The organism is Alishewanella sp. HL-SH05, assembly GCF_052655985.1.
On the sequence record NZ_CP199753.1, the window covers coordinates 1,124,732 to 1,150,274 of the forward strand.

23 protein-coding genes and 1 pseudogene are annotated in these 25,543 nt (G+C 47.1%); 14 read left to right on the forward strand and 10 right to left on the reverse strand.

Going from position 1 to position 25,543, the window contains the following annotated elements:
- Positions 1–61: 61 nt before the first annotated feature.
- Entirely contained in the window at positions 62–418 is a 357-nt protein-coding gene (gene tnpB / locus ACUJFL_RS05165; RefSeq protein ID WP_445425237.1) for an IS66 family insertion sequence element accessory protein TnpB, read from the reverse strand.
- 2 nt (positions 419–420) lie between these two features.
- Positions 421–705 carry an IS66 family insertion sequence element accessory protein TnpA gene (tnpA, locus tag ACUJFL_RS05170; RefSeq protein ID WP_445427373.1) on the reverse strand — a complete coding sequence of 95 codons (285 nt, stop codon included), beginning with the start codon at positions 703–705 and terminating at the stop codon, positions 421–423.
- Positions 706–961: 256 nt separating this feature from the next.
- Between tnpA and ACUJFL_RS05175 the strand changes: the two genes are divergently transcribed.
- From ACUJFL_RS05175 to ACUJFL_RS05220, 10 genes and pseudogenes are all read left to right on the forward strand, one after another.
- Entirely contained in the window at positions 962–1,300 is a 339-nt protein-coding gene (locus ACUJFL_RS05175; protein WP_226749666.1) for a hypothetical protein, read from the forward strand.
- A gap of 514 nt (positions 1,301–1,814) precedes the next feature.
- Positions 1,815–2,795 (forward strand): annotated as a pseudogene (locus ACUJFL_RS05180) (PqiA/YebS family transporter subunit); the annotation flags it as partial.
- 61 nt (positions 2,796–2,856) lie between these two features.
- Complete coding sequence (locus tag ACUJFL_RS05185) at positions 2,857–3,042, forward strand: paraquat-inducible protein A (protein WP_445428667.1); 186 nt, start codon at positions 2,857–2,859, stop codon at positions 3,040–3,042.
- The gene (gene pqiB / locus ACUJFL_RS05190; RefSeq protein ID WP_445428668.1) at positions 3,039–4,712 is read left to right on the forward strand and encodes an intermembrane transport protein PqiB; all 1,674 of its coding nucleotides are present in this window, start codon (positions 3,039–3,041) and stop codon (positions 4,710–4,712) included. The genes ACUJFL_RS05185 and pqiB overlap by 4 nt, the downstream gene beginning before the upstream one ends.
- Positions 4,709–5,266, forward strand: a complete 558-nt coding sequence (locus ACUJFL_RS05195) for a PqiC family protein (RefSeq protein WP_445428669.1) — start codon at positions 4,709–4,711, stop codon at positions 5,264–5,266. Before pqiB ends, ACUJFL_RS05195 begins: the two co-directional genes overlap by 4 nt.
- A gap of 223 nt (positions 5,267–5,489) precedes the next feature.
- Positions 5,490–5,732, forward strand: a complete 243-nt coding sequence (locus tag ACUJFL_RS05200) for an oxaloacetate decarboxylase subunit gamma (RefSeq protein WP_226749670.1) — start codon at positions 5,490–5,492, stop codon at positions 5,730–5,732.
- Positions 5,733–5,753: 21 nt separating this feature from the next.
- Positions 5,754–7,538 (forward strand): sodium-extruding oxaloacetate decarboxylase subunit alpha, encoded by a 1,785-nt coding sequence (gene oadA / locus ACUJFL_RS05205; RefSeq protein WP_445428670.1) that lies wholly within the window; start codon positions 5,754–5,756, stop codon positions 7,536–7,538.
- Positions 7,539–7,566: 28 nt separating this feature from the next.
- A complete protein-coding gene (locus ACUJFL_RS05210; protein ID WP_226749672.1) occupies positions 7,567–8,697 on the forward strand; it encodes a sodium ion-translocating decarboxylase subunit beta in 1,131 nt (376 codons plus the stop codon).
- A 537-nt stretch (positions 8,698–9,234) separates the two neighbouring features.
- On the forward strand, positions 9,235–10,659 hold the full coding sequence (uxaC, locus tag ACUJFL_RS05215; RefSeq protein ID WP_445428671.1) for a glucuronate isomerase: 1,425 nt from the start codon (positions 9,235–9,237) through the stop codon (positions 10,657–10,659).
- Positions 10,660–10,822: 163 nt separating this feature from the next.
- Positions 10,823–12,277, forward strand: coding sequence for a mannitol dehydrogenase family protein (locus ACUJFL_RS05220; protein WP_445428672.1), 1,455 nt, complete (start codon positions 10,823–10,825; stop codon positions 12,275–12,277).
- 342 nt (positions 12,278–12,619) lie between these two features.
- Here the strand turns inward: ACUJFL_RS05220 and ACUJFL_RS05225 are convergent, their stop codons facing one another.
- Entirely contained in the window at positions 12,620–14,068 is a 1,449-nt protein-coding gene (locus tag ACUJFL_RS05225) for a peptidoglycan DD-metalloendopeptidase family protein (RefSeq protein WP_445428673.1), read from the reverse strand.
- Positions 14,069–14,133: 65 nt separating this feature from the next.
- On the opposite strand from ACUJFL_RS05225, the gene tyrS reads away from it, so the two are divergent.
- Positions 14,134–15,336, forward strand: a complete 1,203-nt coding sequence (gene tyrS / locus ACUJFL_RS05230) for a tyrosine--tRNA ligase (protein ID WP_445428674.1) — start codon at positions 14,134–14,136, stop codon at positions 15,334–15,336.
- A 23-nt stretch (positions 15,337–15,359) separates the two neighbouring features.
- The gene (gene pbp4b / locus ACUJFL_RS05235) at positions 15,360–16,994 is read left to right on the forward strand and encodes a penicillin binding protein PBP4B (protein ID WP_445428675.1); all 1,635 of its coding nucleotides are present in this window, start codon (positions 15,360–15,362) and stop codon (positions 16,992–16,994) included.
- On the opposite strand, the gene ACUJFL_RS05240 is transcribed toward pbp4b, so the two are convergent.
- The 3 genes from ACUJFL_RS05240 to ACUJFL_RS05250 are packed head-to-tail and all read right to left on the reverse strand — an operon-like array spanning position 16,989 to position 19,507.
- Positions 16,989–18,308 carry a mechanosensitive ion channel family protein gene (locus ACUJFL_RS05240; protein ID WP_226749677.1) on the reverse strand — a complete coding sequence of 440 codons (1,320 nt, stop codon included), beginning with the start codon at positions 18,306–18,308 and terminating at the stop codon, positions 16,989–16,991. The two genes, pbp4b and ACUJFL_RS05240, sit on opposite strands and share 6 nt — an antisense overlap.
- 12 nt (positions 18,309–18,320) lie before the next feature.
- Positions 18,321–19,223, reverse strand: a complete 903-nt coding sequence (locus ACUJFL_RS05245; RefSeq protein ID WP_226749678.1) for an AEC family transporter — start codon at positions 19,221–19,223, stop codon at positions 18,321–18,323.
- Entirely contained in the window at positions 19,223–19,507 is a 285-nt protein-coding gene (locus ACUJFL_RS05250) for a GIY-YIG nuclease family protein (protein WP_226749679.1), read from the reverse strand. Before ACUJFL_RS05250 ends, ACUJFL_RS05245 begins: the two co-directional genes overlap by 1 nt.
- A 55-nt stretch (positions 19,508–19,562) precedes the next feature.
- On the opposite strand from ACUJFL_RS05250, the gene ACUJFL_RS05255 reads away from it, so the two are divergent.
- Entirely contained in the window at positions 19,563–20,831 is a 1,269-nt protein-coding gene (locus ACUJFL_RS05255; RefSeq protein ID WP_445428676.1) for a DEAD/DEAH box helicase, read from the forward strand.
- Between the two features lie 20 nt (positions 20,832–20,851).
- On the opposite strand, the gene ACUJFL_RS05260 is transcribed toward ACUJFL_RS05255, so the two are convergent.
- The 4 genes from ACUJFL_RS05260 to aguB form a co-directional block, all read right to left on the reverse strand.
- A complete protein-coding gene (locus ACUJFL_RS05260; protein ID WP_445428677.1) occupies positions 20,852–21,328 on the reverse strand; it encodes a GNAT family N-acetyltransferase in 477 nt (158 codons plus the stop codon).
- Positions 21,329–21,361: 33 nt separating this feature from the next.
- The gene (gene ppiC / locus ACUJFL_RS05265) at positions 21,362–21,640 is read right to left on the reverse strand and encodes a peptidylprolyl isomerase PpiC (protein WP_226749682.1); all 279 of its coding nucleotides are present in this window, start codon (positions 21,638–21,640) and stop codon (positions 21,362–21,364) included.
- 131 nt (positions 21,641–21,771) lie between these two features.
- On the reverse strand, positions 21,772–22,884 hold the full coding sequence (gene aguA, locus ACUJFL_RS05270; RefSeq protein WP_226749683.1) for an agmatine deiminase: 1,113 nt from the start codon (positions 22,882–22,884) through the stop codon (positions 21,772–21,774).
- Positions 22,881–23,768: an N-carbamoylputrescine amidase gene (aguB, locus tag ACUJFL_RS05275; RefSeq protein ID WP_226749684.1), complete on the reverse strand. Its 888-nt coding sequence runs from the start codon at positions 23,766–23,768 to the stop codon at positions 22,881–22,883. The genes aguA and aguB overlap by 4 nt, the downstream gene beginning before the upstream one ends.
- A gap of 214 nt (positions 23,769–23,982) precedes the next feature.
- Here aguB and ACUJFL_RS05280 point away from each other — a divergent pair, with 214 nt between their 5' ends.
- Positions 23,983–25,152, forward strand: coding sequence for an FAD-dependent monooxygenase (locus tag ACUJFL_RS05280; protein WP_445428678.1), 1,170 nt, complete (start codon positions 23,983–23,985; stop codon positions 25,150–25,152).
- The last annotated feature ends 391 nt before the right edge of the window (positions 25,153–25,543 follow it).

Below are 25,543 nucleotides of genomic sequence, written 5' to 3' on the forward strand. Positions count from 1 at the left end.
TGCTTGGTAAGATTTAGATTGTTTTGGATGCGATCTACAGGATTTATAGCCGATCGGCATATCAACCCACACTCTGGTAATGCAGCGGCTGGTGCGCGGTGATTTTTTGAATATCGACACCTTGCAACAGCCAATGCCATTGCTGCTCGCTAATCGACAACACTTTACCTGGCATCTGCCTTGGCCAGCGAAACGTGTCTTTTTCAAGTCGCTTGTACCACAGACAAAACCCAGTGCTATCCCAGTACAGCACTTTTAACCGAGTACGCTGCCGATTGCAGAACACAAACAACGCGCCGCTAAATGGCGAGAGCTGCATCTCTTGCTCGACCAGCAACGATAAGCCATTAATGGATTTGCGAAAGTCGACCGGCTGTTTATGCAAATAGACCTTAAGCACATCGAGGAACATTTTCATGGTCAAAGTGCCCTGAGCAAGGCGGCTAACCAGAGTGCATCCGTCCCTGCTGGAAGTTGCAATTCCATATCACGCTTGCGTAGCAGGATATGCCGTGCCAGTGGCGAGCTTTGTGGTGTTAATTCAATGAAACCGGTGTCGTCATTCTGATGAGCCAACAACTGGCGTTTACGCAGATTGAAGTAGGTCGGAATAATCCCTTGTCGTTTAGCAAATGCCGTTTGAGTGAGGCCACTTTGGGCTTGCTCGGCGAATAACGCTAGCCATTGTTCTTTAGTGCGTTTCATGATGATTACCCTGATAATTTAAAGTGGCAGACAGGGTAATGTTGATCAGTTAGGATAGGAATGTGTGGTTGGCGTTACGCTTACGTTACGTTTTCGCCTTGGACAGCGCATGAGCAGTCGGGCTTTCGAGCGGAAGTGGGGTCGCATTTTCTTTGGATACTTTCTTTTGGCGACGCAAAAGAAAGTATCTCGCCAACGGCGAAAAAGTTAACTACTATCATCTTATTACAGGTTTCTCCTGCAAAATAATGTACATATGGCCATGAAACTACTCTTTCGTTCTTTAGCTCTGCTGATCTTACTGATCAGTTTTTACCAGCTATATGCAGTAACAGAGCGTGTAACCAGTGCACTTTGGAGCCTTTATAAGTTTTATGGAAGCAATGGGGAAGGGATTTCAATTGGAAGCTCAATGGCGCTGATTACTTATGTGGTATCAATTTGTTTATTAGTTGCTTTAGCGGCTATTTACAAAAAATCAGATGACAGGATCGCGTTGTTATTATCAAAGGTTTCAGCTTTCACATTATTGTTTGGCCTTGTACTGTTAACCGTTTTACTGGTAAGCCCATTAGCTCACTTTTACCCAAGATAGCGGCACTTAACAAGATGCTTGTCTCTGACCCAGAAGCTTGCTGCAACTCCCCCTTAGAGCGAGCCGACTGATCATTGTTGGCCAAGGTTTTAAGAAAACGGGTGTTTGAGTGCGGCGACGGTAGTGCCGTGCGAGTTACGTTTTCGCCTTGGACAGCGCATGAGCAGTAGGGCTTTCGAGCGGAAGTGGGGGCGCATTTTCTTTGGATGCTTTCTTTTAGCGACGCAAAAGAAAGTATCTCGCCAACGGCGAAAATGTTAATAATTACAGTTTGATGTAGATGAAATTTGCGGCTTCTTTAAGTCATTTATATTAAGAGATAAAGGCGAAAATGAAACGCCATTATTTTGCAAGAATGCCGCTACCCGTGACCATGATATTTAGTCGTTTGATTTTCGAAAATATGCTATAACAGCAACATAGTTCCTCGAGGGCAAATTCATTCGTGTCCATCGCTAACGGTCAAACGCTTCCACCATCTCTTTCTGCTGCTTCAGCGCCAAACGACGAATTGGTGCTATGCCGGCATTGTGATTTATTACAACAATTACCCAGTTTGCAAGCCGGACAAGAAGCGCATTGTCGCCGATGTCATTCTCAGCTGGATGCACGACAGCCACAGCCCATCTTACGTCCAGTCTCTTATGCGGCTTCAGCGCTGTTTATGTTGTTAATGGCGAATTTATTTCCTTTCGTCAGTATGGGCTTAGCCGGTAACCATAGCGAAATGCATTTTTTTGATGCGTCTTCGGTATTGTTTAATGAGTACCACCAAAGCTTAGCAATCTTAGTTTGGTTATTTATTCAAGCGGTTCCAGCATTTTGCATGGTGGCAGTGATTTATTTAAAGTTGGGTATGGTTTACCGTTTGCCAGCGCGTATTTGGGTGGCCCGCGTGCTGTTTATGTTGAAGCCATGGAGTATGGTGGACATCTTTTTGATGGGGTTGTTAATCAGCTTTGTTAAGTTGGTTGCCGATGCCGATATTTCACTGGGTCCAAGCTTTTGGGCTTTTTGTTTATTTTGTTTATGTCATTTACGTACTTTTCAGGTGATCGACCGCCATCAACTCTGGTCGAAGATTGCGCCGAGCCCGCAACCGGCAGTAGCGGCGAAAGTCGGGCAAAGTGGTTTAAGCCAACAGCTAAAATTATGCCAGTGTTGCACCGCGATTATGCGTGAGCAGCATACGCATTGTCCGCGCTGCCATAGTAGGGTGCATGCCCGCAATCCTGCGAGCTTGCAGCGTACACTGGCACTTTTGCTGGCGGCTTGTATTTTGTATATACCGGCAAATTTGTTACCTATAATGCGTACGGTCTCTTTTGGAAGTGTTACCGATTCAACCATCATTAGTGGTTTATTGTTAATGTGGCAAGACGGCGAATATCCGGTGGCGATTGTGATATTGTTAGCCAGTGTGGTGGTGCCCATAGTGAAAATCATTGTGATGTTCTGGTTATGCTATTTGACAAAGTACCCCACAGCCAGACAAGGTAAGATGAGCACGCAAATTTACTTATTGGTGGATTGGGTAGGTCGCTGGTCTATGGTCTATGGTCGATGTGTTAGTGGTGGCCATTTTGGCAGCTTTGGTACGGTTCGGTTTGCTGATGAGCGTCTATCCCGGAGTGGGGGCGTTAGTATTTGCTGCAGTGGTGGTGATTACCATGTTGGCGGCAATAAGTTTTGATCCGCGTTTGCTGTGGGTTCAGCAAGCTGAGACAAGGAGAGATGTGTGACAGAGGCAGAGTTAGTGCAGGCCGAGGTAAGTCCGATCAAGCAGTGGTCACCGATTTGGGTAGTGCCTATCGTCGCTATCCTCATTGGTTTGTGGATGTTATATAACCATTTTCAGCAACAAGGCGCGATGTTGTTGCTCGTGGCAGAAAACGCGGAAGGTATTGTTGCCGGTAAAACCCAAATTAAGAATCGTAATGTCGATGTTGGGCAGGTGGTCTCGGTTGAATTGAGTGAAGATCTTAGTCAAGTGATGATCAAAGCGCGTATGAAACCGAATGTGACGCCATTGTTAAACGAAGCGTCACAGTTTTGGGTGGTGAAACCCCAAATTGGTCGAGGAGGTGTAACCGGCTTAAATACCCTGATGTCGGGTTCTTATATTGAATTACAACCCGGTGATGCGACTCGGGTGGTGCTCACCCATCCGTTATTAAATACCCCACCCGTTGCTTCAGCTGATGCACCTGGCGTGCGTGTAAAATTACAAACCTCTGATGCGGGCGGCTTAACCATTGGTGATCCGGTGTTATACCGAGGCTATGAAGTGGGCACCGTGGAAAGCAGCGAATTTGAACTAAGCACGCGCAGTACGCATTATCAGTTATATATCAAACAACCTTTTGACGTGTTGGTTACTGAAAATGTGCGGTTTTGGCTGAGTAGTGGCTTGTCTATCGACTTATCGGCAGAAGGTTTGTCAGTGGATGTGGGCTCTGCCGCTACCTTACTGAGCGGTGGTGTCAGTTTTGATGTGCTAGATGGTTGGCCTGTTGGTGCCGCGGCCGAAAATGGTACCGAGTTTCAGTTGTTTCCGGATAAACAAAGCATCCAAGATGGTATGTATTATCAGTTTGTAGAGTATCTGGTCTTTTTTGATGAATCGGTACGCGGCTTAAAGGCCGGTGCGCCGGTTGAGTTTAGAGGGGTGCGAGTGGGTACCGTTACCAGTGTACCGTTCTTTTTCGCGATGAAAAAACCGTTTGAAGTTTCGTTGAATCAAGGGGTGCCTGTTCTGTTAAGAATTGAAGCCGGCCGGCTTTATGAAAACCTCACCTTAGCGCAATTGGGTAATGAACTTAGCCAGGCGGTAAGTCGTGGTCTGCATGCCGTATTAAAAACCGGTAATTTATTAACGGGAGCACTCTATGTCGATTTGGATATCAACAGCGAGCTATTAGCCGACAGTCGGCAGCAAGCGTTATATAACGAGCAGTTGTTGTTAAGTCGCCAAGCGGGCTATCCCAGCTTACCCTCAGCGCGCAGCGGTTTTAGTAACATTGAGCAAAAAGTGCTGATGGCATTGGATAAAGTCAATAATCTGCAATTAGAAGAATTCTTAACGCAGGGGCAACAAACCTTGGCAGCAACAGAGCAAATGCTAGCCAGCAGTGAGCAATTATTAGCGACCTTACAACAGTTTGTTAGCCAACCTGAGTTACAGCAGTTACCGAGTGAATTGCAGCAAAGCTTAAATGACTTACGCCAAGCGTTAGCTGGGGTAAGCCCAGGGTCAACCGCTTATGAACGAGCGGGAATGAATTTGCAAATGATGGATCAGGTACTAAGAGAGTTACAACCGGTGTTGAAAATGTTAAATCAGCAAAGTAATGCCTTACTGATCAATGCCAGTGATAATGCCGATCCGCAGCCAAGGAAAGCTCAACAATGAAACTACATTTACTTGTCATACTGGTCTTGCTGATCACCTTAAGTGCATGCAGCAACACTGTTAATGGTACACGTTATTATCAGGTTGCAGCACCAAGTGCCAAGCCAGTCGAGCCAGCAGCGATAGCCGCGTTAGCCATTGCGCCAGTGAGAGTGGCGAGTTATTTAAATGGCAGTGGTTTAGTGGTGCAACAATCAACGGTCGAGTTTAGTATCGCGCGACAGCATCTGTGGACAGACTCCTTAGAGCAACAGCTGCAACGTCAGCTTGCTGAGTATTTATTGACCAGTGTGCCAAAGCTGGCGTTATTGCCACAGCCGACCGCACAAGTTGCGCTATTACGCTTAGATATAGACCGTTTTTATGCCGATGCAGATGGTCAGGCTGTGGTCAGTGGCCGTTACAGTATTAGCGACGAGAAACGAGTGCAAACACAAGCCTTTTTGTACCAGGTACCGCTGGCCGATGCCGGTTATCCAGCCATGGTAAACGCCTTGAGTATAGGTTGGCAGCAGTTATTACAGGACATCACCTTAGCTGTGCAGCAGCATTAACGTGTGTGGGGGTGGGGCATATTTAGCTGTTTGGATGTCTAGAAATTTAAATGGCTTAACTCTTGACGCTAAGCTGGCAATCGGCTACAAGACCTATAGTAAGTATCACGCTAATTTATTTTATTATCACAACAGTTTAGACCATACTTTGTTAACTATTGTCTAACGCTTGCTAAGGTTTTTAAGCAAGCGCCACTGTGTAAACACGTTGAGGAATTTAACGATGGTTGCTGATTTACTATTTGAAGCGGCGGGATTGATGCTGATAGGCATGGTCTCGGTGTTTACTTTTCTATTTTTGCTAGTGGTGTTACTGCAACTCATGAGCAAAACGATCCAGCGTTATTTCCCTGTTAAACAAACCGAAAAATCATCTCACGTCAGCACAACGGCTGCCGGCGGTGTTTCCCCTACTATCATTGCTGCTATTAGTGCTGCAGTGCATCAGTACCGTCAAAAACAATAAACAGACCAAGAGGATACTGGCATGACGAAGCCTTTGTTATTAACCGAGCTGGTGTTGCGCGATGCACACCAATCGTTGTTGGCTACCCGCTTACGTTTAGAAGATATGCTGCCAATCGCCAGCAAGTTAGATAAAGTCGGTTACTGGTCAATGGAGTCTTGGGGTGGGGCCACCTTCGATTCTTGTATACGTTATTTAGGTGAAGATCCTTGGCATCGCATTCGCGAATTAAAAAAAGCTATGCCAAACACCAAGCAGCAAATGTTGTTACGCGGTCAAAATTTACTGGGCTATCGCCATTATGCCGATGATGTTGTCACGCGCTTTGTTGAACGCGCCCACGACAACGGTGTAGATGTATTCCGCATCTTTGATGCCATGAACGATATTCGTAATTTGCAAACCGCAGTACAAGCGGCCATCAAGGTGGGGGCGCATGCTCAAGGCACCATTTCTTATACCGTCAGCCCAGTGCATACCATTGATATGTGGTTGAATATGGCGCGGCAGTTAGAAGATATGGGTTGTGACTCCATTTGTATTAAAGACATGGCCGGTTTACTTAAACCTTATACTTGTGAAGAGTTAATTACCCGTTTAAAAGAAGAAGTAAAAATACCCATTGCTATGCAATGTCATGCCACCACCGGTTTAAGCACCGCTACGTATCAGAAAGCCATTGATGCGGGTATTGATATGCTTGATACCGCCATTTCTTCTATGAGTATGACATATGGTCACACTGCAACGGAAACAATGGTTGCAATCACTGAAGGCACAGAACGTGATACCGGGCTGAATATGGAGCTGATGGCAGAAATCGCAGCTTATTTCCGTGATGTGCGGGCGAAATATGCCCAGTTTGAAGGCTCATTAAAAGGCGTTGACGCCCGAATTTTGTTAGCGCAAGTGCCAGGTGGCATGCTAACCAATATGGAAAGTCAGTTAAAAGAACAAGGCGCCATCGAGAAACTGGATGACGTACTAAAAGAAATCCCTCGCGTGCGCGAAGATCTGGGTTTCTTACCGTTAGTCACACCGACATCGCAAATTGTGGGTACTCAGGCGGTATTAAACGTCTTAACGGGCGAGCGCTACAAAACCATCACCAAAGAAACAGCGGGTGTGTTAAAAGGCGAATACGGTGCCACACCGGCGCCGGTTAATGCGGAATTACAGGAAAAGGTTTTGGCCGGTGGCAAAGCCATTACTTGCCGCCCAGCGGATGTATTAACGCCAGAGTTAGAGAAGCTTACCGCAGAACTCACCGAACTCGCGAAAACCGAAAACATCGATTTAGCCACTAATACTATTGATGACGTATTAACTTATGCTTTATTCCCACAAGTGGGCTTGAAGTTCCTGAAAAATCTTAACAATCCGGCGGCGTTTGAGCCTGCACCGGTTATGCCTTCTTCTTCTGCAAAACCAGCCGTGGCAGAGCGTCAACCACTGACTAACAATGGCCCAGCGAGCTATAGCGTGCGGGTAGACGGGAAAGTGTATGAGGTTGATGTTGCGCCAACAGGTGAATTAAGCAGCGTTAAACCGGTGGTATCTGAAAATATTCCTGGTAGCGCCTCGGTTACCGGTAGTGCAACGTTAAATGCCCCCTTAGCCGGTAATATCTGGAAAATCGTGACCAAGCCGGGTGCCAGCGTGCAACGGGGTGATGTGGTGATCATTATGGAAGCAATGAAGATGGAAACTGAAGTGCGGGCGGTGGCCAATGGTACTGTCTCGAAAATTCATGTTGCGGCCGGTGACTCTGTCACGACCGGTGATGTGCTAATCAGTTTCGATTAATGCAGTGTTGAGATAACAAGGATTTCTGATGGAAGCTATTCAAACACTGATTGATTCAACGGGGTTAGTGCACTTTAGCCTTGGCCAAATCATTATGATGTTGGTTGGGGTGTTGCTGCTGTTTTTGGCTATCGCCAAAGGTTTTGAACCCCTGTTGTTAGTACCGATTGGCTTTGGCGCAATCTTAACTAACGTACCCTTAGCCGGTATGGGTGAGCCTGGCGGGGTACTCTATCTGTTTTATGATATGGGTATTACCTCGGGTTTATTCCCGTTGCTCATTTTCCTTGGGGTGGGTGCCTTAACCGACTTTAGCGCTTTAATTGCTAATCCGCGGATGTTGTTTTTAGGGGCCGCCGCACAGTTTGGTATTTTTGCTACGCTACTTGGTGCTATCGCACTGAACTGGGTACCCGGTTTAAGTTTTACCATGAAAGAGGCTTCAGCGATTGCCATTATTGGCGGCGCTGATGGTCCAACGGCGATCTTTTTAGCATCGCGCTTAGCGCCTGATTTGCTTGGCGCTATTGCGGTAGCCGCATACTCTTACATGGCGCTGGTGCCGCTGATCCAGCCTCCTATTATGCGAGCATTAACTACACCAGCAGAGCGGAAGATCCAAATGACACAACTGCGTGTGGTGTCTAAGCGCGAGAAGATCGTCTTTCCTTTACTGTTGTTAGTGCTCACTATTTTGTTATTACCTACCGCCACGCCGTTAATTGGTATGTTCTGTTTAGGTAACCTAATGAAAGAGTGTGGTGTAGTTGATCGTTTAAGCAAAACCGCACAAAACGAGTTAATTAACATCGTTACCATTTTTTTAGGCCTCGCGGTCGGTTCACGCTTAAGTGCCGATAAATTCTTAACGACCCAAACCTTGGGCATCCTGATGCTGGGTATGGTGGCGTTTGCTATCGGTACCGCTGCCGGTGTGTTGATGGCGAAGTTCATGAATAAGGTATCAAAGCAAAGCATCAACCCGTTGATTGGCTCTGCTGGGGTTTCTGCGGTACCGATGGCCGCAAGGGTATCGAACAAATTGGGTTTAGAAGCTGATCCGCATAACTTCTTGTTAATGCATGCGATGGGACCGAACGTAGCAGGTGTTATCGGCTCAGCTGTGGCTGCCGGTATTCTGTTGGCTTTAGTGGGTTAAACTAACAATACTATGAAATAAAGCGCTATTAGAACGTCGTTATTTAATTCTACTAGTCTTAGTAAACCACTTCTTATGGAAGTGGTTTTTTTATAGAAAGTTATCTATTTTCTTGCTAAAACATTTTGCATGCAGATAGTTAGTTATTTCAATGAAATAAGGTTGGCTGCTCGTCGGCCTTTGTTATTCGACAGTCCTTACTTTGTTGCTGAAAGACAAAAAAGCCGCTTGCTCTGGAGTTGCAATTTGCGCGGCGGCTTAGGCATATTCAGCTAGTCTGGCAAAGGGCGCAAGCCATAGTGAATTGGCGATGATGTTACCGCTGCGCTCAGTGCATGATGCCATCGACGCGTCCCATGAATTTCTGTTTGCAGGTGGTTGTGCTGTTTACACAACGTAAGCACAAAGAGTTCACTGATTAGCGTGAAATTACAATACGGCAAGCGGCGTTACGCTATAACATTAAAACCTACGCAACGCATCGATAGGGCGAGCTTAAGTGGAACAGCTGACTGAATACTAAACAGGACAAATATCATGATTCAAACACTTCCTTTAGAACTTCACCCAGACCGATTATTTCCAGCCGATCCGGTGGTTCGTGCTATCGCGCAGCGACTGTACGCGCAAATTAAAGACTTACCCATTGTTAGCCCGCATGGTCACACTGATCCACGTTGGTTTGCCGATGATGCCAATTTTGAAAATGCCACTGCCTTACTGTTGTTACCCGATCATTATGTTTTTCGCATGCTCTACAGCCAGGGCATTAAACTGGAAGCGCTGGGGATTCGCCGTAAAGATGGGGCAGTGGTAGAAAGTGATTATCGCAAAATTTTTCATATTTTTGCTAAGTACTATTATTTGTTCCGCGGCACTCCTTCGCGTATTTGGTTAGACACCGTATTCCATGATGTCTTTGGTTTAAAGGTAACGCTGACCGAAGACACCGCTGATCTGTATTACGACACCATCAACGAGCAGTTGGCTAAGCCTGAGTTTAAACCTCGCGCTTTATTAGGGCGCTTTAACATCGAGTTAATTGCTACTACTGAAGGGGCGTTAAACGATTTACGGCACCATGCTAAATTAAAAGGGACGGGCTTTGAACAAAACGTTATTACGACCTTTCGGCCTGATGACGTTGTAGATGCGGACCACGCCGATTTTGCGGTTAATGTGGCGAAATTGGGCGAACTTACTGGCGAAGATACCAGTCATTGGCAGGGTTACCTGCAAGCTTTACGTATTCGCCGGGCTTTTTTCCGTGAACATGGTGCAACAGCGACCGATCATGGCCACCCGTCTGCCATTACTGCCGATTTACCAGAAGCGGAAGCTGCCGCGCTTTTTCAACGTTGTTTAGCAGGCACTGCCAGCATGGCAGAAACCGAGTTATTCAGAGGCCAAATGCTGACTGAAATGGCGGGTATGAGTCTGCAAGATGGCATGACTATGCAAATTCACCCCGGTGCGCACCGTAACCATAACCAGATGATTTTTGAGCGCTTTGGCCCGGATAAAGGTGCAGACATTCCAAGCCCAACCGAGTTTGTTAGCAACTTAAAGCCACTATTACAAAAATACGGTAACGAAGCCGGTTTAAACATTATTTTGTTTACGCTGGATGAAACCACCTATGCCCGTGAACTGGCGCCATTAGCAGGTCATTATCCGGCTTTAAAACTCGGCCCGGCTTGGTGGTTCCACGATAGCCCTGAAGGTATGCTGCGCTTCCGGCATCAAGTCACCGAAACCGCGGGTTTTTATAATACCGTTGGCTTTAACGACGATACCCGCGCTTTTTTATCTATTCCAGCAAGACATGATGTGGCTCGTCGTATTGACTGCCGCTTTTTGGCCGGTTTAGTCGCAGAGCACCGGCTAACCGAAGTCGAAGCAGGCGAGTTAGCTTATGAGCTGACTTACGGTTTGGTGAAAAAAGCGTATCAGTTGAAATAGTAAAAAGTTGACAGGGTATACCACGATACTCGGCAGCGAAGCTCAGTAAGGGCTAAACAAAGCGTGTCCAGCATGGATGCTGGACAGGAGCCCCCAGGGAAGGAGTCATTGTGTGCCTCTACTGAGTGAAGCCACATAGCTAAACGTGAACAGCAGGCAAATTATGGAACATTTAAGCAATCGTACACTCGCCAGCCTCGACGGCAAATTACCACTTCCGGCTTATCGCCTGGCTGAGGTTAAACCACAAATTGGCATTGTACATTTAGGCCCTGGTGCTTTTTTTCGTGGCCATCAGGCCTTTTATACCGAACAAGCCCTGCAACATGGCGGCGATTGGGCTATCAGTGCCGTATCGATGCGCTCAGCCGATGTCAGTCAGGCGCTGATGCCGCAAGATGGTTTATATACACTTGCCGTGCTCGATAGCAAAACCAGTTATCAAATTATTGGTAGCGTGCAGGAAGTATTAATTGCCAGCGAGCAATATGCTGCGGTGTTTGCCCGTTTAACCGCCCCCAGCACTCGATATGTCACCATGACCATTACCGAAAAAGGCTATTGCTTGAATGCCGCTGGAGAGCTGGACTTACAACACCCGCAAATTCAGCAGGACTTAAACGGTAATAGCCAGGCTGTTACCGCCATCGGCTTATTAGCAAGTGCTTTAGCTGCTCGCTATCAGGCCAATGTGGCACCCTTTTGTGTGATTAGCTGCGACAACCTGACCGACAACGGCCGTAAACTGCGTCGGGCATTAATTAGCTATACTTTACAAAAAAATCCGGCGCTGGCGAACTGGCTAGAGCAACAGTTGATTTGTCCCTGCACTATGGTCGATAGCATTACCCCAGCGACCGACGAAACACTGCGCATCAATGTTACCAAAGAGATAGGCTTACAAGATAACTGGCCTATTAAACGTGAAGCTTTTGTACAATGGGTGATTGAAGATATTCTACCCAGTGAGAGGCCAGCCTGGCAGCAAGCCGGTGTTATTTATGCCGCCGATGTTAGCGCCTTTGAAAAAGCCAAGTTGCGATTATTAAATGCGCCGCATTCCACTTTGGCTTACACCGGCTATTTGCTTGGATATGAAACAGTTTACGATGCGATGCAGGATCAGCAACTGGTGGCGCAACTTAAGCAGATGGTCACCGCAGAAATTATCCCATCGTTTATTGCACCCAGCGAGCTGGATGTTAACCAATACAGTACCGATATTTTTGCCCGTTTTTGTAACCCAGCCATCCGGCATTTATTGGCCCAAATTGCCTGGGATGGTTCGCAAAAAATACCGATGCGTATTTTACCTGTTATCAAAGACAACCTTGCGGCAGGGCGTGATATTCAACTGCTGAGTAGCTGTTTGGCTGCTTGGTTCTTGTTTATCCGTCGTCGCGTTAGCGAGGGCGAAAAGCTGATTGATCCCTTAGTCGATAATCTGCTCGATGTCGTTTCGCAGTGCACAGGCATAGCCAACCATGATGTACCACTATTTTTAGCACTAGATAGGGTATTCCCGACAGAGCTTAGCCTGAACGAAGCATTTTCAGCGGCAGTGAAAGCAGCTTATCAAGACTTAACTATATATGTTGCGCGGCGCGTATCAGGCTAAAACTGAAACGAGAACATTCGAGCACATTAATATAAACATAGCCTAAAATGCTGCAACGTTTTGCTCTACTTCCTATTAATTTGGCAAAATACCAAATGAAGCAGTCGCTATCGTCAAAGCTAAGTATCAAAGCGATATTTACTCTGCAGAGGTGGTGTACTGTATAGTAATTGCTTTAACAACTAAGTATTTAATCTGACTTTAAGGTAAGTTAAGTGATTGATTAATAAAGCACTATAATTTTTCAATCTTTTATTGGATTGTATAGGCTTAAGAAGCCGATATTTTATGTAATCATAAATGCTTTAGCATTACTAATAGAGCAAGGTTCAATTACTGGTATTAGTTAGCTACCAGAGGAGCAGCAGGTTGCTCTTGGCTCGCTAGGTATTGCTTATGTTGTTGTTGCAGCTCGGCCAATACGGTACTAGCGGTTAGCATAAACTGTTGCTTGTCTTTACCCTGTAGTGGCAGTGCTTCGGGTAATTTCACGGTACGTGGATTGCGATGCACGCCATCAAGCATAAATTCGTAATGTAAATGCGCGCCCGTTACACGGCCGGTAGAGCCTAATTTACCAATTCTTTGACCTTGGCGCACACGTTCACCGGTTTTCACTAAGCGTTTCGATAAATGCAGATATTTGGTAACAATATTATTGGCGTGTTGAATAAACACATAGTGACCATTTAAGCTATTGTAGGCTGATTTTGTGACCTTGCCATCCCCTGCCGCCATAATGGGAGTGCCGACTGGCGCTACATAATCAGTACCATTATGTGCTCGCACTGTGCCTAACACTGGATGTAAGCGGCGTGGATTAAAGTTAGAGCTAACGTATTGAAAGCTAACCGGCGCGCGCAAAAAAGCCTGGCGCATGCTTTTACCATCAGGTTTGTAGTAGTTACCATCGCTATGGCGAATAGCCTGATACACCTGGCCCTGATTGCTGAATTGCGCCGCTAAAATGGTGCCATTGCCCAGGAATTCACCGTCAACGTAGTCGGCATTATAGAGCACAGAGAAATAATCGCCCGCGCGAATGTCTAACGCAAAATCGATATCCCAGCCAAAAATACCGGCGAGTTGCATAATCTGCGCATCGGTTAAGCCTGCGGCTAAACCGGCACTCCAAAAATTACTGCGAATTTCGGCACTGGTGAATTGTTGGCGTTGTTCTACGGGCTTGCGTAATTCTTCTACCGTGAAGTTGCCCTCAAGGTTGCGGTTGATTTGTAAGGTAGTCAGGCGATCAATGGCATAACGCAGTTGTTGTAATTCGCCTTGCTCATCCAAACCAAATTCCAATTTTTCACCAGGATAAAGCCGAGTTAACGTGCGTGTTGTTTTGCCTAAATCTAAAATGCTCAGCATGGTTTGCTGGCTAACATTGGCTTTGCGAAACAGGCTAGATAAGATATCGCCACTTTGCACTTCGAGCGTGGTCCACTGTAACCCCCGTTGTTCGATAACCACATCGGGTAATTCCGGCACTTCATCGCTTACTTCAGGTAAAGCCGCTAAGGGGGTTTCAGCGGGAAGGTTCAGTTCAACACTGTAGGTGTTGCTGATGGCTAAGCTGCTGTGTTCGGAACCGCGAGAGGCAGAGGCTTGCTCGGACGGTAAAAGTAGCAAAATAGCAATAAAAACAGAAACCAGCAGAATTAGCAGGCGATGGCGAGAAGGAATTTGAGCGACTAATTGCTGCATAATAACCACAATATCTGAGAATGCACAAAAAGCGAGCATATCTGTTTTTTTTCGAAGATACCAGACTTTTGTGCGTTTCACCTCGGCGGCACATGCGATAGAATGGCCGTTATCTGAGCAAAAATATTTATTCTTAGGAGTTAAAAATGGCCGATTGGGCACAGGCATTAGCAGAGCTAAAACGCGGTTGCGAGGAAATTCTGCTTGAAGAAGAGCTAATTGCCAAATTAAAGGAAGGCAAACCTCTTAAGATCAAGGCGGGCTTCGATCCGACGGCGCCTGATTTACATTTAGGCCACACGGTGCTGATTAATAAATTGCGTACTTTTCAGCAGTTAGGCCATGAAGTCATATTCTTAATTGGTGACTTTACCGGCATGATTGGCGATCCGAGTGGTAAAAACGTTACGCGAAAGCCTTTAAGCCGCGAAGAGGTGTTGGCTAACGCTGAAACCTACAAAGAACAAGTATTTAAAATTCTAGATCCGGCCAAAACGCGGGTCGCCTTTAATTCTGAGTGGATGGAGAAATTAGGCGCTGCCGGCATGATCAAACTGGGATCACGCCAAACCGTCGCGCGTATGCTAGAGCGTGATGATTTTAAAAAGCGTTTTGCTAACAATCAATCCATCGCTATTCACGAATTTCTGTATCCGTTAGTACAGGGTTGGGATTCTGTTGCCTTAGAAGCCGATGTTGAGATGGGGGGCACTGATCAACGCTTTAACTTGTTGATGGGGCGTGAGCTGCAAAAAGATGAAGGCATGCGGCCACAAACGGTCATGATGGTGCCCTTACTGGAAGGTTTAGACGGTGTGCAGAAAATGTCTAAATCTTTAGGTAATTACATTGGTATTACCGATGCACCGAACGAAATGTTTGGTAAAGTCATGTCTATCTCTGACGAGTTAATGTGGCGTTATTACGACTTATTGAGTTTCCGCCCGCTGACTGAGATTGCACACTTGAAACACGATGTGGCAGCAGGGCTTAATCCGCGCGATGTTAAAATTTCTTTAGCGAAAGAATTAATCAGTCGTTTTCACGACGATGCGGCGGCTGAATCGGCCCATCAAGACTTTATTCAGCGTTTTAGTAAAAATGCCTTGCCAGATGACATTGCCGAAATCACCTTAAGCTGTGATGAGCCCAGCATGCCCATTGCTAACCTGTTAAAAGCGGCTGGCTTGGTGGAGAGTACCTCTGAAGCACTGCGCATGATCAAACAAGGCGCGGTGAAGTTAGACGGTGAAACCAAGGTTACTGATGCTAAGTTAGATATTGCCAAAGGCACTTGTCAAATTTATCAGGTAGGTAAACGTAAATTTGCTAAGGTCACCTTAGCGTAAGTAAAACGAAAAGGGCTGAACCGATGCTGTCACTGCGCACCTTGCTGTTAAGTTTAAGTTTGTGCCTGCTGGCAGGATGCAGTCTGTTTGGTTGGTCACGTTTTGCCGCACCTTTGCCGTTAACCCCGGCGGAGCAACTGGCCTTAGCCGAAGGGCATGGCCAGTTACAACTTACCTGGCCAGAGCAGCGCAGTGAGCGCAGTAAGCTTAATAACACCCGCAGTTTTTTAGCTTATGCTGGGCAGGGCGAAATACTGATTGATTTGCAGCAAGCCACTGAGTTGTTGTTGCAAGTTAATCAACAACTGATTCGGGTGCAACGCCCGGCTAATGGTCGACCGGTAAAGATTGATGTATCACGTTATACCCGCAATGGTGAAAACCGTCTGCGTTATCTCAGCAGCGTTCCTGCTTCAGCTGAAGTCAAACTGAGCTTGCCATTTCCTACGTTACGCACCGATTTACAGCAATATGCCTTGGCGTTTCAGCCGATAGATCAGTTAATCGAGACGGAGGTTGCCGAGGGGTTTCCGGGAGCCGTCTTGTTGGTGGTTAAAGATGGCGTGGTGATTAAACACAGTGCCTATGGTTATAGCCAGCGTTATACCGATGATGGCCTTGGTGTCTCAAAGCCCGAGCCCATGCAGCGCTTCACGCTGTTTGATATCGCTTCGAATACTAAAATGTATGCCACTAACTATGCCTTGATGCAGCTGGTTAGCCAAGGCAAGTTAGATGTGACAAAACCCATTCAGCATTATTTACCAGATTATCAGGGCGGTGGCCGTGAGCAGCGTCTGGTCAGCGATTTGCTGTATCATATTGCCGGTTATCCGCCTGAGGTGCATTTTTTTCGCCCTGACAACCGACACGGCCCTGCGTTTTATTCGCTAAACAAAGCGCATACCGAGCACTTAATTTTAACGCAAGTTCCCTTTGCGACTGAGCGTGGCGTGCAGTCGGTGTACAGCGATGTCGATTATATGTTGCTTGGTATGCTAATTGAGAAAATAAGCGCACAGCCTTTAGATGTGTTTGTTCGGCAGCAATTTTATCAGCCATTAGGTTTGGCTGATACGTTGTTTAATCCGTTGCAGCACGGTGTGGCAGTATCACAGATTGCCGCAACCGAATTACAAGGCAATAGCCGCGGTGGCCGTGTCAGTTTTCCTGCCAATCGCCAAGGTGTGCTGCGGGGCGAAGTGCATGACGAAAAAGCTTTTTATTCTTTTCAAGGTGTCGCTGGGCATGCCGGTTTGTTTAGCACCGCGGCCGATTTATCGGTGTTGATGTCAGTGGCATTACAAGGTGGTGGCTATGGTTGGCAACGCTTCTTTGATCAAGCGACGATACAGCAGTTTGTGGCAGCCTCTCCTTATGATCATCAATATGCGCTGGGTTGGCGTACCGCAGTACAAGGTGATTTAGCATGGCACTTCGGTGCTTATGCCAGTCAATATGCTTACGGCCATACCGGCTGGACTGGAACAGCAACGGTGATCGATCCAGCGCATAATCTCATGGTGGTGCTACTGACCAATAAAAAACACAGTCCGATAGTGGCCGACGGTGAGGGTTATTACTTTAGTGGCGACCGGTTTGAAACCGGCCGCTACGGCAGTATTATGACGATGATTTATCAGGCCTTGCAGTTATAGCTCATCGCTAATATCACTGGGCAGATGGTCTGAGCGCGGTTTACTCGGCCAGCTTTTAATGTGTAAATCACGCTGTGGATACGGAATAGTAATATTATTGGCTTTAAAGATGCGCCAAATGGCCACGTTAATATCCGATTTCACCGCAGCCGTGCCATTTTCCATATCAGCAATCCACACGCGTAATTGCAGTTCAATGCCGCTATCGGCAAACTCCATTAAACGGACAGTTGGGGCGGGTTCCGTTAATACCCGAGCGGAGGCTTGGGCGCATTCGAGCATAAGGGCCATGGCTTGCTCTGGATCGTCGTCGTAACTAATTTGCACTTTGATGACTACCCGCACGAACGGATCGGCGTAACTCCAGTTAATCACCTCGTTGGTGATCATGTTTTCGTTCGGGATTAAGGTATCGACACCTTCACGGTTACGAACCACTAAGTAGCGTGCATTCAGTTGTTCAACCCAACCAAATTTATCGCCAACCGAGATAATGTCGCCGGGTTTAATAGAACGGTCGAGTACCAGAATAAAGCCGCTGATAAAGTTAGAGGCGATCCGCTGTAAACCAAAACCTAAACCAACACCCAGAGCCCCCCCAAACACTGCCAGTGAGCTAAGGTTAATGCCTACGGCATTTAACGCGACTAAAAACGCCACTGTAATTAAAAAAAACTTGGTGAACTTAGCAAATCCAACCCGCATACTCGGGCTAATAGAATGTGTACGTTCCAATTTATTGGTAATTAGTGTGGAGAGCCAAAGCGCTAAGGTAAAGGCTAAGGCAATCATAAACAGCAGTTTCATTACCGATAGCACAGAGATACGGCTTTCACCGACAGTGATTGCAAAACTATCCAGCATCGCAATGACAGCAGGTAACCAGCCGACTAAATGTAATACAACGGCTAACCAGATCAGCACCGATAACACGTTTTCGGATGACTTAAGTAAAGGGCTTACCGAGAACGCTTTACGTAGCAGATAAATACAAAAGCGGATCATGGCCAATGCCAGTAGGATAGGCGTAGCGAACCCTAACAATGTCATCGGCAGTTCTTGTTGTACAAAGGCGGCTTTAATGGGAATTAACACCAGTAAGGCGATTAACGGCCACAGTAAACGCTGTAAACTGCGAATGGCCAGATGCCGCAACTTAGCACCTTGTAATTGATGTTTTTCTAGCGCCCGTTGTAGGCGTTGATTACTGAAAGAGGCAATAAGTAACGCTAGGCTAAGTGCAACGAGTTGATACCAATTTTCTTTTTGCTGAATGATGGTCAGCACCTCTGTGTATAACGTTTCCCAGTCCATGTCTTCCTCGAATTATTGTAATAGCCAAAAGACTATAGGTAAGCTTACCAGACCAGAGAGAATACCAAAACCGATAACGCCACTTACTAACCTAGGTGCTAAACCGGCCATAATGGCAATAGCACCGGCCGAGATCATCGGCGGCATTGCCGCTTGAAAAATACTGATGGTCACCGCCAACCCCTCTTGCCCCAGCGCCCGCCAAATTAACCATGCGCTCAGTGGCATCACCGCTAACTTTATCACTAAGGCACTGAGTAACGGCACGATCTCATCTTTGTTAAAACGAAAGCTTAGCTGAAAACCTACCGCTATCATCACTACCGGCACCAGCGTCGCGGCCAAATTATCGACTAAAGTAATAGCCAGTGGTGGCAGCGTTATATCACGAATCAGTAACCCTACCATCAGAGCTATAAACGAGGGAAAACTGATGATTTTCCAGATAATGGCTTTCGCGCTAGGCTTGTTCATTGTTGGGCTGTAGATCGCCGCAACGATGGTGACATAGGTTGCTAGCGCAATAAAAGAGCCAATTTGATCATAGACCACCGCATAGGGCATGGCGACGTTGCCGAATAAGGCTTCGGTCATCGGAAAGCCTAAGAACGAAGTATTACCCAGCGGAAGAATGATTAACAATGCGCCTGTCACTTCACGCGACCAGTTAAAAAATTTACTGAGCAGTAACACCAATGCCACCACAACAAGCAAAAGCAACCAGGGCGTGATGGCTGGGATGAGCAGTGAAAACGAGAATTCTAATAACTTAATATTTTTCAGGATCAACGCAGGCAACGCCACGTAAAGCACGTAAATATTCAGAACGATGCCGCTATTTTGCGGCATGGCGGGCTGGCGCCGTAATAAAAAGCCGATGACTAGATAGGCTAAAACTAAATAAAAATTATCCATTATTGCTCGCTAATTAACTGCTCTTTTTCAGCTTTGCTCAGTTGTTTTAACTGGTATTCTGCCTGACTGGCACTGGCGCGATCCGAATAGCGACGTTGATAAACCAGTGTTAAGGGGCCTTTACCGCGCAACGCTTTGGCGCCTCCTTTAATTTCACCAGCGTGTTGGCGCATGCGTCGCTGCGGATCAACGGTGATACCCGTATACAGCTGTCCAGCCGCAGTGCGTACCATATACAGCACCCAAGCAGGGCTAGGTGTGGCAATATCTTGTAAAGCGCTCATCTGCTATACTCACACATCATTTAGATGTTAGCTGTTTTGATTTCTGGAATTACACATGGTGTTTCAATCTCTGGCTCTGGCTGAGCCTATTTTACGCGCTTTAGCTGAACAGGGCTATGCTAGCCCAACACCGGTACAGCAAGAAAGTATTCCACCGATTTTACAAGGTAAAGATGTGCTCGCGGGCGCCCAAACCGGCACCGGGAAAACAGCGGCATTTACCTTACCACTGCTGCAACAGCTTCTCAATGCACCTAAGGTCTTACGCCCCGCGCAAGTGCGCGTGTTGGTATTAACCCCCACCCGTGAATTGGCGCAGCAAGTGTTCGAAAGTGTGCAAACCTACAGTCGGTATTTAAGCTGTCGCAGTGCCGTGTTCTATGGCGGGGTGTCGATTCGGCCGCAATATGATCAAGCTGAACGTGGCCTGGATATTCTGGTCGCAACGCCGGGGCGTTTGATTGATCATTTACATCAAGAAACAGTTGATCTGAGCGAGCTAGAAGTGCTGGTATTAGACGAAGCTGATCGCATGTTGGATATGGGCTTTGTGGTCGACATCAAACGCATTATGGCCAAGCTACCGGCTAAACGACAAACCCTGCTATTTTCTGCAACCTATTCTAAAGACATTAAACAGCTGGCAGATGAGCTGTTAAACAATCCCATCCAAATTGAAGTAGCTACGGCCAATGCCACCGCTGATCGGGTGGCGCAACAAGTGTATTTAGTTGATCGGCATCGCAAGCGCGAAATGATTTCACACCTGATTGGTGCGCGTAATTGGCAGCAAGTTTTGATTTTTGTGCGCACGAAACATGGTGCAGACCGACTGGCAAAGCAGTTACAAAAAGACGGTTTAAACACTGCGGCTATCCACGGTGATAAAGCGCAAGGAGCCAGACAGCGAGCCTTAGATGATTTTAAGCAAGGTAAGGTGCGTGTTTTGGTGGCGACCGATATTGCTGCGCGCGGTTTAGATATTAGCGAGCTACCTTATGTGGTGAATTATGATTTACCACAAATTGCGGAAGATTATGTGCATCGCATTGGTCGTACTGGCCGAGCCGGTTTAAGTGGCGAAGCCATTACTTTGATTGGCCCAGAAGAGCGTGGGGCTTTGCAAGAAATTGAAAAACTGACACAACAAGTACTGCCAGCGAAAGTGTTGCCAGGCTATGAACATGACCCCAGTTTTGTGCCGCCGGCTGATCATTTACCGGGTAAGCCTGGTCAGCGCCAAGGGCGTCAAGATGGCGCTAAACGGCCATCGGCAGGTAAGGTTAAAGCGAAATTAAGAGCCAAAGCGTTGGGTAAAGCTTAAACTGAGCCACAAAACTGGGTTTAAGACGCTACGGCGTTAGCAGGGCGAACCATATAACTACAAAGCTGATGTAACTCGCCTTGCGGATGTAACTGCTCTACAAAACCGGCCTGTTGGTAAGCTCGGATCGCAGCAGCGTTGCTGCGAAATACAAACAGCGACGCGCTTGCTGTGCTGAGTGTTAAGCCGGCTTGCCGTTGTAATTTCCCAAGTAAAATCTGAATAAAACCATAGCCACGAAACCGTGGATGAATCACCAACCGACTCAGATGCGCATGACCGTGTTGCAAGGAATATTGGCCAAACCCCAATATTTGGCCATCGTCAGCTTGTAACAGGCAAGACGACAGGCTTTGTAATTTAAGATCTTGCGCAAAGCTCTCAGCATTAAAAGGAAAACGAAAACCCGGGCCCGCCCAGCTGATTAATTCGGCTTCGCTATTAAACCAGCTCATTAACTCTGGCAGATGTGTGCTAGTGGCCGGTATTAATTGCATGGTTACTCCTTAGCAAAGCCTGAACCTTTGCGTTTAATCGCGATACAGGGTTTTAATTAAATGAAAACCAAATTGGGTTTTTACTGGCCCTAACACGGCGAGTACCGGCCCTTTAAAAACGGCATCGTCAAAGGGTTTGACCATTTGCCCTTTACGAAACTCACCTAAATCTCCTCCTTTTTTACCTGATGGACAAAGCGAGTGTTGTTTGGCTAATTTGCCAAAATCAGCCCCTTTTTGCAGTTGCATTTTAAGCTTTTCAGCTTGCTCGCGGGTTTTCACTAAAATATGTAAGGCACAGGCTTTGGCCATGGCAGAGGTTCCTTGCAAAATAAGCTAAAGCGTTTAGTAATGAGTACAGCGCTTTGCTGTAAAAACGAAGGGGTGATGATTACCACCCCTTTGCTTGGCTCAACGGCAACACCTTTTCGCCAACGCGAACATTAACCGGCCGGTTGCTGCTGAGTAATACAGTGGATATTACCGCCACCGAGCAGAATTTCTCTGCCGGGTACCGTCACCACTTTGTGCAGAGGGAAAAGTGTCTGCAATATTGCTGCGGCAACCTGATCATTGGGATCATCAAAGGTTGGCAGGATCAAACCGCCATTACATAAATAAAAATTGATGTAAGAGCCGGCTAAACGGGCGTTGGCTTCACGTGGAATGGCGGCCATCGACTGATCGACTGACGCATATTCCTCGGCTTTGGCCATGATAGGCGCTGGCACGGGCAGTTTATGCACCTTGATTTTGCGGCCTTTGGCATCGGTACTGGCTTCTAGATAGTCTAGTGCGGCTTTGCTACGAGCATACTGTGGATCAGACTGATCATCTGTCCAAGCTAACAGCACTTCACCCGGCTTAACAAAACAGGCCATATTATCAACATGGCCATCGGTTTCATCATTAAAGATGCCGTCTTCAAGCCATAACACCTTACTAATATTCAGATGTTCTGCTAATTGCTGTTCAATCTGCTCACGGCTTAAATGTGCGTTACGGTTAGCATTCAGTAAGCACTCTGCGGTAGTCAGCAGCGTGCCTTCACCATCAACATGGATCGCACCGCCTTCTAACACAAAGCCTTCGGTGCGATAGCGGGGCAGTTGCTCGATACCTAAGATCTTACTGGCGACTTGATCATCGCGATCCCAAGGGAAGTACAAACCGCCATTTAAGCCACCCCAGGCGTTGAAGGTCCAATCGACGCCACGCACTTCACCTTTGCCATTGGTGACAAAGGTGGGGCCGGTATCACGACACCAAGCGTCATTATTAGAAATTTCCAACACACGGATCGGGTATTTAGTTTCTGCTTGGCTTAATTGCGCATAGGCATTGGCATACTGGGCAGCAGACACGCCAACGCTGACCGGTTCAAACCCGGCAATGGCTTTGATTACAGTAACAAAAGCAGCCTGCGCCGGTTTAGCGCCTAAACGCCAGCTGTCGGTACGCTCGGGCCAGACCATCCAGGTTTGTTTATGCGGTGCCCATTCAGGCGGCATACTAAAGCCATCTTGCTGTGGTGTGCTGGTTAAGGTCCGGCTCACTTGCTGTTCTCCGGATTGATTTTGCCATCTTTGGTCAGTAACGCATCGTAGATATCAATGCGGCGATCACGGAATACACCCCAAGCGCGACGCGTTGCTGCCACTTCGTCTAAATCAAAGGTATGTACTAGTACCGTTTCTTCGGTTTCATTAGCTTCTTTTACCTTGGCACCGGTATGGTCAGCAATAAAGGAGCTGCCATAGAATGTAATAGAAAAATCGCCTTCGGTTTCAGTACCGATACGGTTAGATACGATAACCGGTGTTAAGTTAGCAGCGGCATGGCCTTGTTGCGTACGCTGCCAGTGATCACGTGAGCTGATAGTGGCATCATGCGGTTCGCTACCGATAGCGGTGGGGTAGAAAATCAGTTCTGCGCCCATTAATGCCATGCTACGCGCGCATTCTGGGAACCATTGATCCCAACAAATACCCACGCCGACTTTAGCATATTGAGTATCCCACACTTTAAAACCGGTATCGCCTGGCGTGAAATAGTACTTTTCGCTGTAGCCTGGACCATCGGGAATATGACTTTTACGATAAATGCCCATATTGCTGCCATCCGCGTCTAACATCACCACGGTGTTGTATAAGCAGTTACCGGCACGTTCATAAATGCTGATCGGTAACACGACCGCCAGCTCTTTAGCCACCTTGGCAAAGTGTTTTACCGCGGCATTTTCAGCGACGGGGACTGCAAATGCTAAGTAGTCAGGCTTTTGCTTCTGGCAAAAATAGTTACGTTCAAACAGCTCTTGGATCAGAATTATTTGCGCGCCTTGGGCTGCCGCTTCACGCACCAGCTTATCTGCTCGAGCAATATTTTCTTCCACATTCCAGCCACCCTGCATTTGGGTTGCAGCAACAGTTACATTTCGCATGGGCCATCTCCAATTCAATCGTTACCAAACTAAGCCAACAAGTTCGAGCCACCGTACAAAGGGGCGCGCAAAATGCCGCATTTTTCGGCACTCGTCAATGTTTTTTCCGGTTATTTTCTAAGCGCAGGTTACCTACCGGAAATTTGTTGTTAACCTTAGCAAAATTCGCACTAAATTACCTGTCGTTTTTAGGCAGCGGTACAAGGCAACACAGATGCAGAATACAGATATCATTATTAGTGGTGGTGGCATGGTCGGTGCCGCGCTGGCGTTGGCTTTAAGTCAGGCCGGGCTGACGGTCAGTTTAATTGAAAAGCATGCCCCAGCGCCATTCGCCGCACAAAGCGAGATCGATTTGCGCGTGTCGTCATTAAATTTACGCTCAGAGCGTTGGTTGCAGCAATTAGGGGCTTGGCAAGCGTTAGGCGCTATGCGGCTGTGTCCTTATCAGTATTTACAAGCAGGCGAAGCGAAAGCCTCAGTGCGTTTTGCTGCTGCAGACATTGCCGAGGACCATTTAGGGCATATTGTTGAGAATAACTTGGTTCAGCTGGCGTTATGGCAACAATTTAACCGCCACGTGACGGTGATCACCGATACGCAAATCAGCGCGGTACAAGAAAACGATACAGCGGTGCAGGTTACATTGGCAGATGGGCAGCAGCTATCGGGTGCATTACTCATTGGCGCCGACGGCGCAAATTCTGTGGTGCGGCAATTTGCCGGCATTGGTACTCAGGGTTGGCAATATCAACAAGCGTGTTTAGTGGCCTATGTTGATACGCCTTATCCGCAACAGGATATAACTTGGCAGCAGTTTTATCCTAGTGGCCCACGGGCATTTTTACCTTTACCCGGTGCACGCGCGTCTTTGGTTTGGTATGACGAAGCGGCCAAGGTAAAACAGCTAGCACAGCTTGCGCCAGCGGCGCTAGAGCACGCGTTTATAACCGCCTTTCCGGCAGAGTTGGGCGCGGTAAAGCTGAAAGCTTCCGCGTGGTTTCCGTTGGCACGAATGCATGCGCAGCATTACGTTAAAGGGCGCTGCGTGTTAGCCGGTGATGCGGCCCATACTATTAATCCGTTGGCGGGGCAGGGGGTAAACCTCGGTTTTGCCGATGCGATGTTATTGGCTGATACGTTAATTGAGAATCAACAAGCTGGTCGCGATCTGGCCGATAATGCCAGTTTAAAGCAGTATCAGCGGCAGCGTAAGCTGCAAAATACTTTGATGATGAGTGCGATGGATGCGATTTATCAAACTTTTAGCCGTGATTCGGATACGCTGAGCTTTATTCGCCAGCAGGGGCTTAGGCTGGCCGCTAACGCGGGGCTCGCTAAACGCCTACTAACAAAGTACGCTGTGGGTAATGGGGTGTTTTGAGTAATCCTTAAGTCTTATCTGCTTCTGCTATGACTATTTTCTGTAGGTTTTAGATTGGTACATTCTGCGGCTTAATATGCCGACCAATTTACGGCATGTTGCTTATTTTTAAACTGTTTTTAGAATTGAGTGTGAGCAGGTTCGATATTAATGCATCCAGTGGCTAAACGCGTCGTACAACTTTAACGAGGGACGCCGTAAACCCATCCATGGGGGCTCCTGTTTTTCATCCATGAAAAACACGCCCTCTTTCAAAGTGTACTATGCGTTTACCACCTCGTCCTGTTTCTGCTGCTTACAGGCGATCATTTTACTAAATCTATGTAGCCAGGTTGCAAGCAGCATTCGTGCTGCTGTTTCGAAAATGCTACCGCAACTCAGGGTTTTAGTC

Coding starts and splice junctions, on each gene's coding strand:
- tnpB (WP_445425237.1), bottom strand. CDS start 418: ATGAAAATGTTCCTCGATGTGCTTAAGGTCTATTTGCATAAACAGCCG.
- tnpA (WP_445427373.1), bottom strand. CDS start 705: ATGAAACGCACTAAAGAACAATGGCTAGCGTTATTCGCCGAGCAAGCC.
- ACUJFL_RS05175 (WP_226749666.1), top strand. CDS start 962: ATGGCCATGAAACTACTCTTTCGTTCTTTAGCTCTGCTGATCTTACTG.
- ACUJFL_RS05185 (WP_445428667.1), top strand. CDS start 2,857: ATGGTCGATGTGTTAGTGGTGGCCATTTTGGCAGCTTTGGTACGGTTC.
- ACUJFL_RS05195 (WP_445428669.1), top strand. CDS start 4,709: ATGAAACTACATTTACTTGTCATACTGGTCTTGCTGATCACCTTAAGT.
- ACUJFL_RS05200 (WP_226749670.1), top strand. CDS start 5,490: ATGGTTGCTGATTTACTATTTGAAGCGGCGGGATTGATGCTGATAGGC.
- oadA (WP_445428670.1), top strand. CDS start 5,754: ATGACGAAGCCTTTGTTATTAACCGAGCTGGTGTTGCGCGATGCACAC.
- ACUJFL_RS05210 (WP_226749672.1), top strand. CDS start 7,567: ATGGAAGCTATTCAAACACTGATTGATTCAACGGGGTTAGTGCACTTT.
- uxaC (WP_445428671.1), top strand. CDS start 9,235: ATGATTCAAACACTTCCTTTAGAACTTCACCCAGACCGATTATTTCCA.
- ACUJFL_RS05220 (WP_445428672.1), top strand. CDS start 10,823: ATGGAACATTTAAGCAATCGTACACTCGCCAGCCTCGACGGCAAATTA.
- tyrS (WP_445428674.1), top strand. CDS start 14,134: ATGGCCGATTGGGCACAGGCATTAGCAGAGCTAAAACGCGGTTGCGAG.
- pbp4b (WP_445428675.1), top strand. CDS start 15,360: ATGCTGTCACTGCGCACCTTGCTGTTAAGTTTAAGTTTGTGCCTGCTG.
- ACUJFL_RS05240 (WP_226749677.1), bottom strand. CDS start 18,308: ATGGACTGGGAAACGTTATACACAGAGGTGCTGACCATCATTCAGCAA.
- ACUJFL_RS05245 (WP_226749678.1), bottom strand. CDS start 19,223: ATGGATAATTTTTATTTAGTTTTAGCCTATCTAGTCATCGGCTTTTTA.
- ACUJFL_RS05250 (WP_226749679.1), bottom strand. CDS start 19,507: ATGAGCGCTTTACAAGATATTGCCACACCTAGCCCTGCTTGGGTGCTG.
- ACUJFL_RS05255 (WP_445428676.1), top strand. CDS start 19,563: ATGGTGTTTCAATCTCTGGCTCTGGCTGAGCCTATTTTACGCGCTTTA.
- ACUJFL_RS05260 (WP_445428677.1), bottom strand. CDS start 21,328: ATGCAATTAATACCGGCCACTAGCACACATCTGCCAGAGTTAATGAGC.
- ppiC (WP_226749682.1), bottom strand. CDS start 21,640: ATGGCCAAAGCCTGTGCCTTACATATTTTAGTGAAAACCCGCGAGCAA.
- aguB (WP_226749684.1), bottom strand. CDS start 23,768: ATGCGAAATGTAACTGTTGCTGCAACCCAAATGCAGGGTGGCTGGAAT.
- ACUJFL_RS05280 (WP_445428678.1), top strand. CDS start 23,983: ATGCAGAATACAGATATCATTATTAGTGGTGGTGGCATGGTCGGTGCC.